The organism is Sutterella massiliensis, assembly GCF_016899755.1.
GTDB classification, from domain to species: domain Bacteria; phylum Pseudomonadota; class Gammaproteobacteria; order Burkholderiales; family Burkholderiaceae_F; genus Sutterella; species Sutterella massiliensis.
This window is the reverse complement of the sequence record NZ_JACJJC010000002.1, coordinates 105,549-122,870: the sequence shown is the minus strand read 5'-3', so window position 1 is coordinate 122,870 and position 17,322 is coordinate 105,549. Positions and strand designations below refer to the sequence as shown.

General features: G+C 60.6%; 15 protein-coding genes and 1 tRNA gene. 12 read left to right on the top strand and 4 right to left on the bottom strand.

Translation table 11 applies throughout. From position 1 onward, the window contains the following. Positions 1 to 207: 207 nt before the first annotated feature. The 6 genes from H6A60_RS01935 (at position 208) to rfbC (ending at position 4,526) form a co-directional block, all read left to right on the top strand. Complete coding sequence (locus tag H6A60_RS01935) at positions 208 to 969, top strand: HdaA/DnaA family protein (protein ID WP_205101730.1); 762 nt, start codon at positions 208 to 210, stop codon at positions 967 to 969. Then, positions 966 to 1,664 (top strand): HAD family hydrolase, encoded by a 699-nt coding sequence (locus H6A60_RS01930; protein ID WP_205101728.1) that lies wholly within the window; start codon positions 966 to 968, stop codon positions 1,662 to 1,664. Before H6A60_RS01935 ends, H6A60_RS01930 begins: the two co-directional genes overlap by 4 nt. Continuing rightward, positions 1,657 to 3,129 carry a polynucleotide adenylyltransferase PcnB gene (gene pcnB, locus H6A60_RS01925; protein WP_205101727.1) on the top strand — a complete coding sequence of 491 codons (1,473 nt, stop codon included), beginning with the start codon at positions 1,657 to 1,659 and terminating at the stop codon, positions 3,127 to 3,129. The genes H6A60_RS01930 and pcnB overlap by 8 nt, the downstream gene beginning before the upstream one ends. Before the next feature lies 1 nt (position 3,130). After that, positions 3,131 to 3,625, top strand: a complete 495-nt coding sequence (folK, locus tag H6A60_RS01920) for a 2-amino-4-hydroxy-6-hydroxymethyldihydropteridine diphosphokinase (protein ID WP_205101724.1) — start codon at positions 3,131 to 3,133, stop codon at positions 3,623 to 3,625. 103 nt (positions 3,626 to 3,728) lie between these two features. After that, a tRNA-Leu gene (locus tag H6A60_RS01915) sits at positions 3,729 to 3,812 on the top strand. 141 nt (positions 3,813 to 3,953) lie between these two features. Then, positions 3,954 to 4,526 carry a dTDP-4-dehydrorhamnose 3,5-epimerase gene (gene rfbC, locus H6A60_RS01910; RefSeq protein ID WP_205101723.1) on the top strand — a complete coding sequence of 191 codons (573 nt, stop codon included), beginning with the start codon at positions 3,954 to 3,956 and terminating at the stop codon, positions 4,524 to 4,526. A gap of 19 nt (positions 4,527 to 4,545) precedes the next feature. On the opposite strand, the gene mog is transcribed toward rfbC, so the two are convergent. Then, entirely contained in the window at positions 4,546 to 6,102 is a 1,557-nt protein-coding gene (gene mog / locus H6A60_RS01905; RefSeq protein WP_205101717.1) for a molybdopterin adenylyltransferase, read from the bottom strand. Between the two features lie 97 nt (positions 6,103 to 6,199). After that, positions 6,200 to 6,772, bottom strand: coding sequence for a ribosome biogenesis factor YjgA (yjgA, locus tag H6A60_RS01900; protein WP_205101710.1), 573 nt, complete (start codon positions 6,770 to 6,772; stop codon positions 6,200 to 6,202). Positions 6,773 to 6,862: 90 nt separating this feature from the next. On the opposite strand from yjgA, the gene H6A60_RS01895 reads away from it, so the two are divergent. From H6A60_RS01895 to secF, 6 genes are all read left to right on the top strand, one after another. Continuing rightward, on the top strand, positions 6,863 to 8,296 hold the full coding sequence (locus H6A60_RS01895) for a metallopeptidase TldD-related protein (RefSeq protein ID WP_205101708.1): 1,434 nt from the start codon (positions 6,863 to 6,865) through the stop codon (positions 8,294 to 8,296). Positions 8,297 to 8,389: 93 nt separating this feature from the next. Then, complete coding sequence (queA, locus tag H6A60_RS01890; RefSeq protein WP_205101706.1) at positions 8,390 to 9,439, top strand: tRNA preQ1(34) S-adenosylmethionine ribosyltransferase-isomerase QueA; 1,050 nt, start codon at positions 8,390 to 8,392, stop codon at positions 9,437 to 9,439. 48 nt (positions 9,440 to 9,487) lie between these two features. Then, positions 9,488 to 10,621 carry a tRNA guanosine(34) transglycosylase Tgt gene (tgt, locus tag H6A60_RS01885; protein ID WP_205101704.1) on the top strand — a complete coding sequence of 378 codons (1,134 nt, stop codon included), beginning with the start codon at positions 9,488 to 9,490 and terminating at the stop codon, positions 10,619 to 10,621. A 130-nt stretch (positions 10,622 to 10,751) separates the two neighbouring features. Further along, positions 10,752 to 11,096: a preprotein translocase subunit YajC gene (gene yajC, locus H6A60_RS01880; protein ID WP_205101703.1), complete on the top strand. Its 345-nt coding sequence runs from the start codon at positions 10,752 to 10,754 to the stop codon at positions 11,094 to 11,096. A 183-nt stretch (positions 11,097 to 11,279) separates the two neighbouring features. Beyond that, complete coding sequence (gene secD, locus H6A60_RS01875) at positions 11,280 to 13,175, top strand: protein translocase subunit SecD (RefSeq protein ID WP_205101701.1); 1,896 nt, start codon at positions 11,280 to 11,282, stop codon at positions 13,173 to 13,175. Between the two features lie 20 nt (positions 13,176 to 13,195). Continuing rightward, positions 13,196 to 14,128: a protein translocase subunit SecF gene (gene secF, locus H6A60_RS01870; protein WP_205101699.1), complete on the top strand. Its 933-nt coding sequence runs from the start codon at positions 13,196 to 13,198 to the stop codon at positions 14,126 to 14,128. Positions 14,129 to 14,301: 173 nt separating this feature from the next. On the opposite strand, the gene H6A60_RS01865 is transcribed toward secF, so the two are convergent. Together H6A60_RS01865 and H6A60_RS01860 are read right to left on the bottom strand one after the other, a co-directional pair. Then, entirely contained in the window at positions 14,302 to 15,768 is a 1,467-nt protein-coding gene (locus H6A60_RS01865; protein ID WP_205101697.1) for a DUF3482 domain-containing protein, read from the bottom strand. A gap of 29 nt (positions 15,769 to 15,797) precedes the next feature. Then, on the bottom strand, positions 15,798 to 17,297 hold the full coding sequence (locus H6A60_RS01860; protein ID WP_205101696.1) for a DUF2868 domain-containing protein: 1,500 nt from the start codon (positions 17,295 to 17,297) through the stop codon (positions 15,798 to 15,800). Between the last annotated feature and the right edge of the window lie 25 nt (positions 17,298 to 17,322).

The following is a 17,322-nucleotide window of genomic DNA, read 5'->3' as shown; positions in this document are numbered from 1 at the left end:
GAAGGACGAAATGAATTGGCCGAGAGTATAAGGGAGCGGGCCCGTCGAAAGGGAAAACGACGCAATCAAATGCTGTAGGGAAAGATAACTCGACCGACCGAAAGAGAACGGCCGATCGCGATACACTTGAACCTTTGTGAGGCCGTTGCTTCTGCGACCCGCTCGAGGCGCGTTGAGCGGCATGATGAAATACGAGAAATCACAGGCATGCAGACGCCCGACCAGTATCTTCTTGACCTGCCTGAGCTTCAGGAGCGTGACCGGCCGACCTTTGAGAACTTTGTTCCGGGCAGAAATGCGCCCGCACTTGCGGCGATCTGCGAAATGGCTGCCGGCAGGGGACCGCGGCTTCTGTATCTTTATGGCGTCGTCGGTGTCGGGCTCTCGCATTTGTTGAGCGCTTTTTCCGAGGGCAGGAGCGAAACCGAACGCGTACCCGCGTACGAATCGTCGCGCAACCGCTACGCGGTCGACGACGTGGAGCTTCTTGACGCGACGGGCGCGGAAGCACTTCGCCGGCTGCTTGACGCCGTGCTCGGGTCTGCTGAGGGCCGCATCGTCTGTGCCGGGCATGTCTCGCCCAATCGTTTGCCGCTTCCCGAGAACGTCAGGAGCCGCATTGCAGCGGGACTTTGCTATCGAATCGAGCCGCTCGGCGAAGCCGATTGCTTCCGGGAGCTCGGTCGACTCGCGGCACTCAGAGGCATCGTTCTCACCGAAGATATTGCCGCCTGGATGTCGATGCGCCTGCCGCGCGATATGCGAACGCTTACGCGCGTTCTCGATATTGCCAATCAGCTTTCGCTTCACGCGAAAAGCCGCGTCGATCTCGCCGCCGTCAAAGAGGCCGCGCGCATTGCGATCGAGTCAGGCTTTCTCGAGGAACGCCGTCCCGGCGCGTCGCCCGCTGCGCTTGAGGCGCGGCTCTCGGCATACATCAAAGGAACGAACACTTTAAACGAAGAATGAAAATTGCTGTTTTTGATCTCGACCACACGCTTCTGCCGATCGATTCGGGAGATGCCTGGTCTCGCTGGGTCGTCAAATGTGCGGGACTCGATCGCGACGCTTTCGAGGCGAAAATCAAGGCCTATGCAGACGCCTATCATGCGGGCAAATTCGATCCGAACGAATTCGTCACGTTTCAGTGCTCGCTTTTGAAAAGTGCGCCGAAGGCGCAGATGACGCTCTGGCGCGATCGCTTCATTGAAGAGATTGTGAAGCCCGCCGTGCGGTGCGAAGCGCTTTCGCTTTTGCAGAGCCGTCGTGCGGAAGGTTTTGAGATCGTGCTCGCTACCGGGACGCACAGCTTTGTGACGGCCGAAGTCGCGAAGCTTTTCGGTATCCGTTATCTCGCCGCCGCGACGCCCGAAACGGATGCACAGGGTGAATTTACGGGGCGCGCCGTTGGTTCGCACTCCTACGGCGAAGGCAAGCTTGTGCTTGTGAAGGCGCTTCTCGAAAAACTCGAAGCCGAACGCGGCGAAAAGGTCGAGGCACTCGAAGCCTGGAGCGATTCGATCAACGATCGGCCGCTCCTCGAATGGGCGGCGCAGACGGGGCGCGCGGTAGCGATCAATCCCGATGAGGCGCTCTGGAAGCTGGCCGTCAGCAAGGGCTGGGACGTGGTCGACATTTTCAAGAAGGAGCGCGCCGATGTTTGAGCGAATCGTCGAGCGCTTCAAAAGCTGGATGAATTCCGGACCTGCGGACGCGATCGTGAAGACGCCCCGCATCATTCCGAAGGAAGTACATCGCATTTCGCCCGACCTCGTTTCGTGGGAAGCCAAGCGTACGTGCGAAGCGCTTCAGAAGCGGGGCTTTCAGGCCTACATCGTGGGCGGCGCGGTTCGAGACCTGCTTCTTGGCGTGACGCCCAAGGATTTTGACGTCGCAACCGATGCGACGCCTGTTGAAGTGAAGCGCGCGCAGCGCCGCGCGCTCATCATCGGGAAGCGCTTTCAGCTTGTGCACGTCATTTTCGGGCGCGAAATCATCGAGTGCTCGACCTTCCGCGCGCTCGAAGGCGCGGGCGTTCGCAAAGACGCGGCAGGCCGCGTTGTTTCCGACAACGTCTTTGGTGAAATGTGGGAAGACGCCGCGCGACGCGATTTCACGATCAATGCGCTTTATTACGATCCCGCAACGGAAGCGCTTTACGACTATCACCACGGCTTTGAGGATATTGCCGCCAAGCGCGTACGCATGATCGGCGAACCCGAGGCACGCTACCGCGAGGATCCGGTGCGCATGCTGCGCGCGATCCGTATCGCCGCGAAGCTCGGCTTCACGATCGATTCTGCGACCGAACGCCCCATCGCCAAGATGGGCGCGCTCCTCAAGAACGTGCCGGCTGCGCGCCTCTCCGACGAGCTTCTCAAGATTCTTACCTGCGGTCAGGCGGTTGAGAGCATGAAGAAGCTCCGTGCAGCGAAGCTCAATCAGGCGCTGATGCCGATTTTGGACTTGATTCTTTCGGAGCCCGACGGCGAAAAATTCCTCATGCTCGCGCTTCGCCGTACGGATGAACGCCTTGCCGTCGGCAAGAAGATCTCGCCCGCGTTTCTTTTCGGCACGCTGCTTTGGCCGCAGGTCGCCAAGCGCTGGGTGCACAACGAAGAAAAGCGCGGTATGGGCCGTATCGCTGCTCTGCACGAAGCGTCGGTCGAAGTGCTTGCAACGCAGTGTCAGCAGTTTTCCATTCAGCGGCGCTACCAGGCCGACATGCACGACATTTGGCTCATGCAGGCAAAGCTCGAGCGCCGGACCGGCAAGGCGCCCTGGAGTCTCGTGCAGCACCCGCGCTATCGTGCGGGTTACGACTTCCTGCTTTTGCGCGCCATGACGGGGCACGTGCCGCAGTCTCTGCCCGATTGGTGGGATGCTTTCTCGCAGGCCGATGACGATTCGCGCCGCAGCATGATCGAAGCCGCGCAGCTTGAAGCGCGCCGCACGGGCGAAAAGGCTCGTCGTACCCGATCGTCGGGCGGCAGCGGAAAACCTGAGGATTCGGCAGCGGCTGGTGCTTCGGAAGAGGCGCGCACTCGTCGCCGTCGCCCGCGTCGTCGCCGTCGCTCTTCGGGGCGCTCGGGTGAGACGGGATCCTCGGTTTCCGGCGGAGAACGATGACATGCGTGCACTGATCGGACTCGGGGCCAATCTCGGCGCTCCGTTGGAAGCACTTCGTAAAGCACTCGAGGAAATCGCGGCGCTTGAGCAGGTCAAGCTGCTTGCAACCAGCAGCTTCTATTCCACGTCGCCCGTCGACTCGTCCGGCCCCGACTATGTGAACGCTGTGGCGCTCGTTGAGGCGGCCTGTTCACCCGAAACGCTTCTGCGGTCGCTCCAAGCGATCGAGAACGCGCACGGACGCGTGCGCCCTGCGGGCGTACACAATGCGCCGAGGACGCTCGACCTGGATTTGCTCGATTTCGGCGACGTCGTCATGACGAGCCACTTTTTGACGCTGCCGCACCCGCGCATGCTTGAGCGGCTCTTTGTCCTCGTGCCGCTTTCGGAAATCTGTCCGGATTGGCAAACCAAAGCGGGCGTGCCCATCACGACGCTTATCGAGCGGGTTCGCAATAGCGATCCGACGCAGCACATCCGCAAACTCGAGCATTGAAGACCGCGGTAAGCGGTACTTGTCGTTTGCCTCTTTTTCGGCGCTGTGGCATACTCTGCTCTCTCGCCCGATCAAGGCGAGAGCCAAAGTGATACGGTCCCATCCCCGGATGGCGGAATGGTAGACGCAGCGGATTCAAAATCCGCCGGGTAAAACCGTGAGAGTTCGAGTCTCTCTCCGGGGACCACGGAACGGCACGACAACGAAGGCCTCAGCAAATGCTGGGGCTTTTTGTTTAGGTGCGGCAGGTCGGAGACAAGCCTTGCTTGTTCCGCAGGAAAGGATCGTTCGGTGAAGAAATAATCATCAGCTGTCGACGTATCCCGCCATGACGAATTCTGCACTCACTGTCAGCGAACTCTCGCTTGCCGGCGTACTGCTGCTGCGCGACAAAAATTTTCGTGATGTGCGAGGGCGCTTCACCGAGCTCTGGAATGCCGAGCGGTATCGACTGCCGGGGGCCGGTGTCTTTTGTCAGGACAACTTGAGCGTGAGCGCAAAGCGCGGCACGCTGCGCGGCATTCACTTTCAGCGCGGCGCCGCCGCACAAAGCAAGCTCGTGCGTCCCGTGTGCGGCGCAGTGCGCGATGTCGTCGTCGATTTGCGCCCCGGGAGCACAACGTATCTCAAGTGGCTTGCCGTGACACTCTCGGCCCAGAACGCCGACGCGCTTTTTGTGCCCAAAGGCTTTGGTCACGCGTTTCTCACGCTCGAAGACGAAACGGTGGTTTTCTACAAGGTCGATACCCCGTACAGACCGGGCGAAGAGGGCGCTATCCGCTGGAACGACCCGACGCTCCAAATCGATTGGGGGTCCGAGCTTTTCGCACGAACCCCCATCCTGTCTGAAAAAGACGCAGCAGCGCCGCTATTGAGCGAGTGGCTCGAGCGCGGCTTTTGATTCTCTTCGGAACGCGCGCTCAGAGCGATCCGGCGCGCTCTGCCACGCTGGCGAGAAACGCCGCAATGTCGCCCATTTCTTCACCGCAAAGCTCGTGCTCCATCGGATAGGTGCGCCATGCAAGGTTAGGCACCGCTTCACGGATCACGCCTGCGGAGCGCATGGCGACCATCGGCGGCACGATGCTGTCGAAGTCGCCGTGCGCCATAAAGACGGGCGTTCGACGGCCTGCGGGCGTCGCTTCGGAAAAGAGGCGTCCCGCGAGCGGCAGATAACCCGAGAGGGCCACGACGCCGGCAAGCGGTGCTTCTTCACGAAGCCCTGCGTAGAGCGAGATGGCAGCTCCCTGCGAGAAGCCGCCCAAGACGATGCGGCTGCGCGGCACGCCGCTCGCTTCCACTTCGCGAATGAGTGCGGCAACGCGCGCCGCACTTTCGCGAATGCCGAGCGCATCTTCCTGATCGTCAATCTTGTTGCCAGGGAAATCGTACCAAGCGCGAATCGGATAACCGGGGTGCCCCGTGAGTTCGCGCACGGGGGCGTTGGGCAGAATGAAGCGGCAGACCGGGCCGCCGAAGTCGAGGATTTCGTCCGGAAACGGCGCGAAGTCCGCGTTGTCCGCACCCATGCCGTGCAGCCAAACGACGGCAAGTTCTGGGGTGCCGCCGCGACGCGGCATAACGGTGAGAAGTTCGTCGGCCCGGAAAGCGGGCTCGATGCGGGGCTTCGCGCTCTCTTCTGGGACGATGTGCTCAACCTCAATGCGTTCGGCTTCCGGCACCTTTTCGACGGCAGCCTTGATCGTCGACTCCGGCTGCTTTACGGGCGTTTGCGGTTGGTCGTTCTTCGCGGGAGCAATTGCTTCGGTTGCAACTGTTTGCTCAGGTGCCGTTTCAGTCATCGGGTCAACAGACTTCTCCGCTGTAGCTTCCGAAGCGGCGACCGTTTCGGACGCTTGGGCCGTGCTCGGCTTTCTTGCGCTCTTCGGGCGGAAAGCCTTCACAATCGCTTCGTTCGTTTCAATGTAAGGACCGCCGATCAAATCGATGCAGTAGGGGACGGCCGCAAAAATACCGTTCACAACGGTGTTGCCGTTTTCGTCTCGCAGGCCTTCAAGCGTTTCGGCAATGGCCTTGGGCTGCCCGGGCAAGTTGATGATGAGCGCTGCGTGGTCGGGCGTTTCACGAAGGACGCCGACCTGGCGCGAAAGGATCGCTGTCGGAACGAAGTGTCCCGAAATGGCACGCATTTGTTCGCCGAAGCCCGGCATCTCGCGCGTGGCGACAGCGAGCGTCGCCTCGGGCGTGACGTCGCGGCGCGAGGGGCCCGTACCGCCCGTCGTCAGAATGAGATCGCACCCGATGATGTCCACGAGCTCGCGAAGCGTCTTTTCGATGTCGAAGCGCTCGTCGGGAATGAGGCGCTTATGGACGCGGATCGGCGTCGAGATGGCCTTGCGGCACCAAGCTTCGAGCGTCGGGATGCCTTTGTCGTCATAGATGCCGCGGCTAGCGCGGTCGGAGATGGAAACTAGACCGAGAATAAGCTCGTTTTCTGCGCTGCGGGGCGGCTTCATGGCGTGACTCGCTGAGTATTTGGCAGTTGAATGGGAGAAATGCTTCAGAAACGGGCGACCGCAAAAAAACAGCCGCCCGAGAGCAGAGATGCTTCGATTAATTTTCTTCGGACGCTTCGCTCTCGTCGTCGACACGCTCGAGACTAACGGCCTCATCGAACATTTCGTGCAGCATGCGGTAGAGCGCGCGGGCGTTCTTCGGGGGCTTCTGCGCTTCGCGCTCCTTGCGCGCGACGCGGACGTGTTCGCGCAGCTTGCGGATGTCGACGTCGGGATGCTCGTCAATGAAGCGCTTCACCGCTTCGTCGCTCTCGAGCATCGCGTCGCGCAGACGCTCGCACTTGTGGTGCAGCGCAACTGCCGCCTTCGATTCGCCGGTGGCTCGGTCGATTGCTTCGCGCACCGCTTTCGGATCGAGGTAGCGCATCTTCTTGCCGATCAGCTGCAGCTGGCGGCGCTGCGCGCCGAAGCTCTTCATGCGGCGGAATTCGACAATTTCGACATACACGTCTTCGGGGAGCCCAACTTTTCGAAGCTGTTCGTCGCCGAGCTTCGTCATTTCTTTGCCGAGCGCCTGCAGCTCGAGCTGCTCGCGCTTCAATTGCGATTTCGAGGGGCCCAGGTATTCGTCTTCTTCGTCGTCTTCGGGCGGAAAGGCGTCTTGACGCATGATGGCGCTGTCTCCAAAGGAAAGAATTCTTATGAAGTCCGTATCATACGTTTTCTGATGTGAAGAGAGGCGAAGAGCCGGCAGGGAACCATGCGCGAAGCGAACTTTCAAGCGTTTTCAGGAGACGAATCGGCGTGCGAGGACGACACCGACATCACGGTGCTTCGACGCACAACCGTAGAGACGGCGCAGTGGTGCGTCGAGCGCGCCAAAGCGCTCGGCGCGAGCTCGGCGTCTGCAGAGGCGAGTTTTGATCGAGGCTTGTCCGCTTCGACCCGCATGTGTGAACCCGAGAGCATCGAGCGCACGGAAGAGAGCGTTCTTGTCGTCAACGTCTGGAAGGGCGCGCAGCGCGGAACGGCAAGCACGTCCGACCTCTCGGAAGCTTCGCTCGAGCGGACCGTTCGCGCCGCAGTGCAGATTGCGTCGCACGCGAAGCCCGATCCGGCCGGGGGGCTCCCCGACGAGGCCGATCTGGCGACCGAGTTTCCGGATTTGTCGCTCTACCATCCTTTCGCGGGGACGCCCGAAGAGGCTTTTCGACTGCTCGAGCGAACGGAAGCCGCGGCGCTCGCCGCAGACGCTCGGATTACGAATACCGAGGGTGCGCGTTTTGATACGTCGGCGGGCGTCTTTACGCTCGCGAATTCGCTGGGCTTTTGTGCGGGCTATGCCTACGGGCGCCACAGCATCGACTGTTGGCCGATCGCGCAGTCGCCCGAGGGCGAGTCGCAGCGGGACGGCTGGTGGTGCGAAGCAAGAGCGCTTGAAGATCTGATGTCGCCCGAAGCACTCGGGGCGCTTGCCGCGCAGCGTGCGGTGAGGCGTCTGAATGCGGGCGCCGTGTCGCCCGGGCGCTACAACGTGCTCTTTGAGCCGCAGGCTGCCGTGGGGCTACTCGATATTCTCGAAGCGCTCCTTTCCGGTTCGGCTCTCTACAGAAAGGCGTCGTGCCTCGGCGACAAGTTCGGCGAGCGAATTCTGCCCGAGCATGTTTCGGTGGAAGAAAATCCCTTCGTCGCCCGCGCAATCGGGTCCGGCGCCTTTGACGACGAGGGCTGTGCCGGCCGCAGGCGCCTCATCGTCGATTCGGGGCGCCTTGAAGGCCGCTTCCTTTCGAGCTACAGCGCGCGAAAGCTTGGGCTGCGAACGACGGGCAACGCCGGCGGCGCTTACAACCTGACGCTTTCAAGTTCGCAAACGCGAACCTCGGACGACTTCACCGCGATGTTGAAAAAGCTCGACCGAGGCATTCTCGTTACGGAATTGATCGGGCAGGGCTTTAACCCTGTGACGGGCGACTATTCGCGCGGTGCATTCGGTTTCTGGGTGGAAAACGGCCGGATCGATCATGCGATCGAAGGGTTTTCGATTGCGGGAAACATTCTCGAAATGATGATGCAGCTCGAGGCGGTGGGTGCGGACCGCTTGACGGCAAGCGAGCGCTCGTGCGGAAGTCTGCTCTTTTCCGACTTGTGTGCGGCAGGCGTCGACTTTGACGACGAAGCGGCGGCGGACGAATAAGTCGAACGTTTTTCTGGGGTACGGTCTTTCTGCAGCCCGCTCGACGAAACGGTAGAATGCCGTTCTTTTTCATACAGATTGGCCGGTCAAGCCATGCAGGAACAGTACCTTTCCGATTTCGATTTCGAACTGCCGCAGGAACTCATTGCGCAGTATCCCCTCGCAGACCGCACCGCTTCGCGTCTGCTTCACATCACCGACACCGTTCTTGAGGACGGTCACTTCACCGATATCGAGCGTTTTCTTCGTCCGGGCGACCTTTTGGTGGCCAACAACACGCGCGTGATCAAGGCGCGTCTTTTGGGCAAGAAGGAAACGGGCGGCGCCATTGAAGCGCTCATCGAGCGCGTGACGGGGGAAGACAGCGCCATCGCCATGGTGCGCGCGAGCAAGTCCCCGAAACCCGGCACGAAGCTCTACTTCGAGGCCGAGGGCCGCACGGCCGCGGCGACCGTTGAAGGCCGCGAGGGTGAATTTTTTGTGCTTCGCTTTGAGGCGCCCGTTCTCGATGTGCTCGAGGCGTTCGGCAAAGTGCCGCTGCCGCCCTACATCGAACACGCGGCGGACAAAACCGACGAAGGACGCTACCAGACGGTCTACGCGAAGTACCCGGGCGCCGTGGCGGCGCCGACGGCAGGACTGCACTTCAACGAAGCGCTCCTGAAGCGCTTGGCCGAGAAGGGCGTCGACATCGAATATGTGACGCTGCACGTGGGCGCGGGGACGTTCCAGCCCGTTCGCGTTGAAAAGCTCTCCGAGCACCACATGCACTCGGAGTGGTACTCCATGCCCGAAGACGTGGCCCGCCGCATCAACGCCGCGAAGGCCGAAGGCCGCCGCGTGATTGCCGTCGGCACGACGTCGCTGCGCACCATCGAGTCTGCGGCCGATCGTCCCGGTCACGTTCAGGCGGGCGCGCGCGACACGTCGCTCTTCATCATGCCGGGCTACGAATTCCGCATCATCGACGCGCTCATCACGAACTTCCATCTGCCGAAGTCGACACTCGTGATGCTCGTCTCCGCGCTTGTCGGTCGCGAACGCATTCTCGAAGCCTATGCGCACGCCGTTCAGGAACGCTACCGCTTCTTCAGCTACGGCGACGCGTGCTTCATCGAGCGCAAGCCCGGCGTGACGCCCTGAGCCGCGCGAGAACGCGCCCCAGCAACAGAACATCAGGATTAAACAGCAATGGCGTTTTCCTTCAAAGTCAAAGCAACCTGCGGCAAAGCGCGCCGCGGCGAGCTTACGCTCAATCACGGCGTTGTTCAGACGCCGATCTTCATGCCGGTCGGCACTTACGGCGCCGTCAAGTCGATGGCGCCCTACGAGCTCGAAGAAGTGGGCTCGCAGATCATTCTCGGCAACACTTTCCATCTGTGGCTGCGCCCCGGGCTTGACGTGATCGGTGCGCACGGCGGCCTTCACGGGTTCGGTCAGTGGCATAAGCCCATCCTGACCGACTCGGGCGGCTTTCAGGTTTTCAGCCTCGGAGAACTCAGAAAGATCACCGAAGAGGGCGTTCGCTTCAGCAACCCCATCAACGGCGACAAGCTTTTTCTGACGCCCGAGATCTCGATGCAGATTCAGAAGACGCTCAATTCCGACATCACGATGGTGCTCGATGAGTGCACGCCCTACAAGATCAACGGGCGTCCTGCGACAGAAGTCGAAGCCGCGAAGTCGATGCGCATGAGTCTGCGCTGGGCCAAGCGCTCGAAGGACGAGTTCGATCGACTCGAAAATCCTAATACGCTTTTCGGGATTGTTCAGGGCGGCATGTTCAAGCACCTGCGTGAAGAGTCGCTCGCGGGCCTCAAGGAAATCGGCTTCCACGGCTATGCGCTCGGCGGCCTCTCGGTGGGCGAACCCAAGGAAGAGATGCTTCGCGTGCTCGACGAAATTGCCTATCAGCTCCCCGAAGATCGTCCGCGCTATCTGATGGGTGTTGGTACGCCCGAGGATCTGGTTGACGGCGTCTCGAACGGCATCGATATGTTCGACTGCGTCATGCCGACGCGAAATGCCCGAAACGGTTGGCTCTTTACGCGCTTTGGCGACATCAAGCTTAAGAACAGCCGCTACCGCAACGACCTGCGCCCGCTCGATCCGACGTGCAACTGCTATACGTGCCGCAACTTCAGCCGCTCGTACCTGCATCACCTGCACAAGGTCGGTGAAATCTTGGGCGCCCGCCTCAATACGATTCACAACCTGCACTACTACCTCACGCTCATGCAGGAAATCCGCGATTCGCTCGAAGCGGGTACCTTCGAAGCGTGGAAGCAGACCTTTAAGGAAAATCGGGCCCGAGGCATTGAATAATTGGTAAAAGCGGTGAAGTCTCGACGGGCTTCCCTCTTTTATAATGATCCGATTGTCCCGCACGGCCTCGCTTAAGCCGAGGAACGGACCGTTCGGGCCGGTCGAACATTTTTTCCAGTACGGAGTTCACATGTTTTTTATCAATGACGCCTGGGCGGCCGGCGAAGCTGCCGCGCCCGGCGGAATGGAAGGCTTTCTCATCCAGGTCGTGCCGCTGATCGTCATTTTCGCGGTCTTCTGGTTCTTCCTGATTCGTCCGCAGCAGAAGCGCCAGAAGGAACACATGAAGATGTGTGACGCGCTTGCCAAGGGCGACGAAGTGATGACGCTCGGCGGTCTCAACGGGCGCATCGACTTTGTGGAAGATCAGACGATCGGCCTGCAGGTTGCGTCCGTCGACGGCAAGCCCGTCGTTGTCCGCATGCAGCGCAACGCCGTTCAGATGGTTCTCCCGAAGGGCTCCATCAAGTTCTGATCCGAACTCGAATAAAGGGATGCGAAGTGCCCCAACAGGCCTCGCATCCCTTCCTTCGCTTATGCGTCCGACAGGGCTTCGAAAGGCTTCGACTACGCTTTTCGAAGCCCTTGTCCGACCGAAACAACCGGGAAAAAAGGGCTTGATCGCCCTTTTTTCGCTCGTTTGAAAACGGAGAGAGCGATGAATCGCTATCCTCTTTGGAAGTACATTCTGATCGGCATCGTGCTCCTTATCGGGGTGATCTACACGCTGCCGAATTTTTACGGGGAATCGCCCGCGGTACAGATTTCGGCCGCCAAGGCGACTGCGAAAGTCACGCAGGAGACCCTCGAAAAGGTTCAGAAGGCGCTCGCCGATGCGAACCTCAGCCCCAACGGCGTCTTCTTCGAGCAGGGGGCTCAGCAGAACACGATCCGCGTTCGCTTTGACCCGACACAGACCGAAGAGCAGCTCGAAGCACGCGAAGTCGTCGACCGCGCACTCAATGCCGATCCGAAGGATCCGAGCTACATTGCAGCGCTCAACCTGACGCCCAATACTCCCAATTGGCTCTTGGCGCTCCACGGTCAGCCGATGTATCTCGGACTTGACCTTCGCGGCGGCGTTCACTTCCTGCTGCAGGTTGATATGCGTGCTGCAATCACCAAGCGCGCAGAAGCGACCGCTTCCGACCTGCGCTCGCAGTTCCGCGACAAGCGCATTCGCCACACGGGCATCAATCGTGTCGGCAACGACATCGAAATCAGCTTTGCGACCGAAGAGGAACGTGCGCGCGCGAACGACTTGATGCGAAACACGCAGCCCGACCTCGTCCTCGAGCTGCCCGAAACGACCGCTGCGCCCTACATGATTCGCGCTACGCTCTCGCAGAAGGCGATTCAGAATGTCCAGAACAACGCGCTCAAGCAGAACATCTCGACGCTGCACAACCGAATCAACGAACTCGGCGTTGCCGAACCGGTGATCGCGCAGCAGGGTGCGGACCGCATCGTCGTGCAGCTGCCGGGCGTGCAGGATACGGCCAAGGCGAAGGACATTCTCGGCCGTACGGCTACGCTTGAAGTGCGCCTTGTCGACGACAGTCCCGAAGCGCTTGCGCAGCTCGCGCAGGGCAACGTTCCCTTCGGCGACGAGAAGTTCACCGATCGCGACGGCCGTCCGATTTTGGTCAAGCGCCGCGTGATCCTCACGGGCGACAACCTCAACGACGCGCAGCCGGGCTTCGACAGCCAGACGCAGGAGCCGACCGTCAACCTCGAGCTTGACAATCGCGGCGCACGCCTCTTCCAGGAAGTGACGCGCGAAAACGTCGGTAAGCGCATGGCGATCCTGCTCTTTGAAAAGGGCAAGGGCGAGGTCGTGACTGCGCCGGTAATCCGTCAGGAGATCGGCGGCGGCCGCGTTCAGATTTCGGGCAACATGACGACCGTCGAAGCGACCGATACCGCGCTCGTGCTGCGTGCGGGTTCTCTCGCTGCGCCGATGGAAATCGTCGAAGAACGCCTGATTGGCCCGAGCTTGGGTGAAGCGAATATTGAAGCGGGCTTCCGCTCGACGCTCTACGGCTTTGTCGTGATTGCCATCTTTATGGCGGTTTACTACCAAGTCTTCGGCGTTGTGTCGGCTATCTCGCTTATCTGCAACGTGATGATGCTCTGCGCGATTCTCTCGCTCCTGCAGGCGACGCTCACGCTGCCGGGCATTGCCGCTATCGCTCTCACGCTTGGTATGGCCGTTGACTCGAACGTGCTGATCAACGAACGCGTACGTGAAGAGCTTCGCATCGGACGTCCCCCGCAGACGGCCATCAGCGAGGGTTACGAACACGCGTTTGCGACGATTCTTGACTCGAATGTCACGAGCTTGATCGCAGGTCTCGCGCTGCTCATCTTCGGTTCCGGTCCCGTGCGCGGCTTTGCTGTTGTTCACTGTATCGGCATCGGTACCTCGATCTTTACCTCCGTCGTGGTTTCTCGCGGCCTCATCAACCTCATCTACGGTCGTCAGAAGAAGCTCACGAGCGTTCATATCGGGCAGATCTGGCGTCCGGATCCTCAGAAGGCTGCCGGCAAGTGAGATCAAGGGAGTAAGAAAAAATGGAGTTTTTCCGAATTCATCGCACCATCCCGTTCATGCACTACCGTCATGTGCTGAACGCGATCTCGCTGGCTAGCTTTATCGTTGCGGTTTATTGGATCTTCACCCACGGGCTGTCGCTCTCGATTGAGTTCACGGGCGGCACGCAGATGGAAGTGGCTTACCCGACGGCGGCCAACACCGAGCAGATTCGTGAGGATCTCTCGACCGTCTCGAAGGAAGTGCTCGTACAGAACTTCGGCACGTCGCGCGACGTCGTGATCCGTGTTCCGACGAAGGAAGGCCAGACTTCCGGTCAGGTGGCAGCCGAGGTCATGAAGGTCCTTCAGGCCAAAGACCCCGATGTGACCTTGAAGAGTACGGAGTTTGTGGGGCCGCAGGTCGGTGACGAACTCGCTCGAGACGGCGGTACGGCGCTTGCGCTCGTTGTCTTCGGCATCATGGTCTACCTCGCGCTTCGCTTCGAATGGAAGTTCGCGGTTTCGGCCATCATCGCCAACCTGCACGACGTGGTGATCGTGATCGGCATCTTCTCGGTGATGAAGTGGGAGTTCACGCTCCCGGTGCTCGCCGCCATTCTCGCCGTGCTCGGGTATTCCGTGAACGAATCGGTGATTATTTTCGACCGCGTACGCGAACACTTCCGCAAGATGCGCCGCGTCGACACGATCGAAATCATCAATTCGGCCATTACCGCGACGATTTCGAGAACGGTGATCACGCATACGTCGACGCTCTGCATGACGCTCTCGATGTTCTTCTTCGGTGGTCCGGCGCTGCATTACTTCTCGCTCGCGCTCACGATCGGCATTCTCTTGAGCGTGTACTCGTCCGTCTTCGTGGCGGCTGCAATCGCGATCTATCTGCACGTCAAGCGTGAAGACCTCGTGAAGCCCATGAAGAAGGAAGAAATCGGCGATATGGTGCCGTAAAACCGAGTGGTCGGCGCGCGCACGTACCACACATGTGATGCGCGCCGTTGTCGGCTTGCTTCAGAAAAGGAAGGGCTGTCCGTTGCAGCGGTGCAACGGACAGCCCTTCCCTTATTTGTGTTTATCGCGATTGGCTCGCGAGACGGGGACAGCTGTCTCAGCAGTGGACCGCCTCAAACGGATAGACCGTAGAGGCGCACGAAAATCGTTCGAATGAGCGAATCGATGGTGAGAACGAGCCGGCCCTCCATGGCGTCCTGATCGAGGAGCCGGATTTTTTTGAGATCGTCCGAACGCTCTTTGAGCGCCTCGAGTGCCGCTTCCTTCCAGAAGGCGGGGCTTTCGCTTTCGGCCCATTCGCCGCGGCCGCGGCCGAAATGCGCGACAGCGAGATAGAGGAGTACGGCTTCAAGAATGAAGCTCGAGACAGCCTTGTCGCTCCAAGCGAGTTCCGTACCCTTCTTGTCGGAACGGAGGTTGTAAGCGGCAGCCGCACCGAGCCCGCCGATGGCGCCGATAAGGCCGCCCAGAAGCGTGCCGAGTCCGAGCGACAGGCCGCCCGTAGCTGCATCGACCGTGAGGCCCGCAGCGGCGGCACCCGATGCGGCGCCCAGTCCCGTGCCGATTGCGGCAGCGCTTGCTGCATCGACCGAATAGGTCGCGAGATGCCAGTCGGTCTTCATGCGTCGCAGGATCTCCTTGGAGACGCCTTTGCCTTTGAGGCCGTTGATGTCGATGAGCTTATTCGTGAGCGCACAAAAGCTGTCGGCCGCTTCGGAAGCGAGCGCAGTCTGCGCATCGGCCAAGGCATCGCGTGCGTCGCGTTCGGGGGTTTTAAGACCAAGGCGCTTGGCGACAGTAAGCGCTCGCTCTTTTAGTGAAACGGCCGGGAGCGTTTCCGCGGCGGTCACGAGAAGTCGTATGTGGCGCGCGATGGCTTCGACCGAACTCGCATAGATGGCGCGACGTCCGCGCAGCCAAACGGTACGAAGTTCGGAAAAGGCTGCCTGCAGTTCGTTCGGGATGGCGCGGCCGATCGAATCGAAGAGCTTAGACTCCTGCACCCAGCAACGTGCAAAAGCGTCCATCGGCAGAACGTCGACAACGAAGCTGTAGGGGGCAAGCGAACGTTTCCAGCCGGCAATTTCAGCCTCTTCGAGATGCGCTTCCCGGGGCGGCCCCATCTGATTGAGGAGCACGATGACGGGCTTGCCGATCCACGAGAGAATCTTCATTTCTGCCGGCACGTAGGGCGAGCGTTCGGGTACCTCTTCAGCGTTGACTAGGTAGAGCACGACGCTCGACGTATCGCGGATATGGCGCACGGCCCGCTGGTCGAGCCAAAAGGCCTTGTTGGTGAGCCGATCCCAGACTTCCGAGAGGAACCAGCCGACGGGATTCGCACGGCCTTCGAGGCGCTTGGCAAGCTGAACGGAATTGCCGAAGCCCGGAGTATCCCATAGCACGAGTTCGCTGCCGTCAACGGCACGTGCGAGCACGTAATCGTCCGTCGTTTCGGTGACGTGCGCGCGGTCGGCAATTTCGCCCACATCCCGCATGAGAAGCGTGCGGGCAAGCGTGGTCTTGCCGATATTGGTGTGGCTCACAAGGCTCAGGTGAATGCGAAGCGGGTCCGTCATGAAGGATCGGCCGATAGAGTGAATGGGTTTCAGATGCCGAGAACGACGACATCAACGCCGAACGATTCGGCAAAACGCGTCCAAAGCGCGCGGCGCATCCCTACATTATCCGCCGTCGGACCAAAGCGCTGTGCGAGCGAGGAGAGGTCGAGCAGCAAAATCGCCTTGTCGGGTGCGCACGCCTGCGCGAGACGGCGCAGCGCTTCGCCATGCACTTCCGTCTCGGGGGTGGCAGCAGCATCGAGCCAAAGACAGGCAGGCATGCCGGCGAGCTTCCCGAAACGTTCGGCCGGATCGTCTTCCCAAATGCTGAAGCGCTCGACGCGTGCACTGCGAAGGCCCTCCCTCAGAACGGCAGGCGCTTTCGATCCGCGCAAGCGCTCGAAAAGCAGATCGAGGTCGGCATCTTGCTGTGGGCGGCCCGTACCGCCGAGCCCGAGGCTTGCATCTGCGTAGAGAACGACTTCGCGTCGTGCAGGTACGAGTGCTTCAAAAAGCGCGTCATAGTAATCGTCATCGAGCGCGAGTCGAACGCTGCGGCGCGCGGCGGCAATTCGCCAAGAAAGGAAGCCCGCCAGGAGGAGTCTCGGTACGATGACGACGATAAGAAGCAGACTCATAAGCGCAATGAGCCAGGGCGAAGCATTCTGCGCACCGCCCGCCGTGAGATTCATGGCGGCGACACTTTCGGGCGTGAGCGCTGGGAGCGGCGCGAGCGCGGCAGGGAGCCAGCCGTAAATGGCTTCGAGAATCTGCGCTACGCGTCCCGGGTCGTTTGCAAACCACGTACTTTCCCAGCCGACCAGGTAGGCCGTGCCGACTCCGCGTACGGCGATGCTCGCAAGGATCCCAGCAGCAAATGCGGCGGCGGCGAGATGTAAGGCGCGTGCGGCCATGGCACAAATTTGCGGCTCTAGCAGCACGAGCATCTGCGCGACAAAGGTACGGCGTTCGCGCGTGAGCTTCAAGCCAGCAGTTTTGCGAATAATTGCTTCAAGGAGCGATCGGGCGCCGCTCGTACGCTCAGCGTCGGCAGACTTTTTCGACGCAAAGGGGCGCAGTGCGCTGCGCACGACAAGCAGCGCATAAATCATTAGGTTCCAGAGGAGGATGCCGAGAAACGGTGCGGCAAGCAAGTTGACGATGCGCCCGTCCGAGGTCCAGCGGTCGGCAGCCGTACCGGCAAGGTAGGCAAGCACCGCGAGTAAGAGCGTGAGCGTGCCCGAGCGCAGTTTGGGAATCGGAAAGCGCTTCAGCTGTGCTTCTTCGCAAGTGCGAAGCGCTTTTCCGGACGCTTGCGCGTCTGCCTGCGCAAAGCGCTCGCGCACGCGCTCGGCGCGCACGCTCAAAAAGCGCGCGGCTGTCGGCTTCTCACCGAGTTCACGCGCTGCGGCGAGTGTTTCTCGCCGCGCAGCGTCAATCGGCCAAGCCTCCTCGTCGGCTGACGTTTCCAACGTTTTGGCGACAAGCACACGGTGCGCCTCGTCGAGAGGCATTCGGACAAAGTCGGGTTTCAGAAGCGAAGTCATGCGTAGTCGGAAGCCGTTGCGTTCA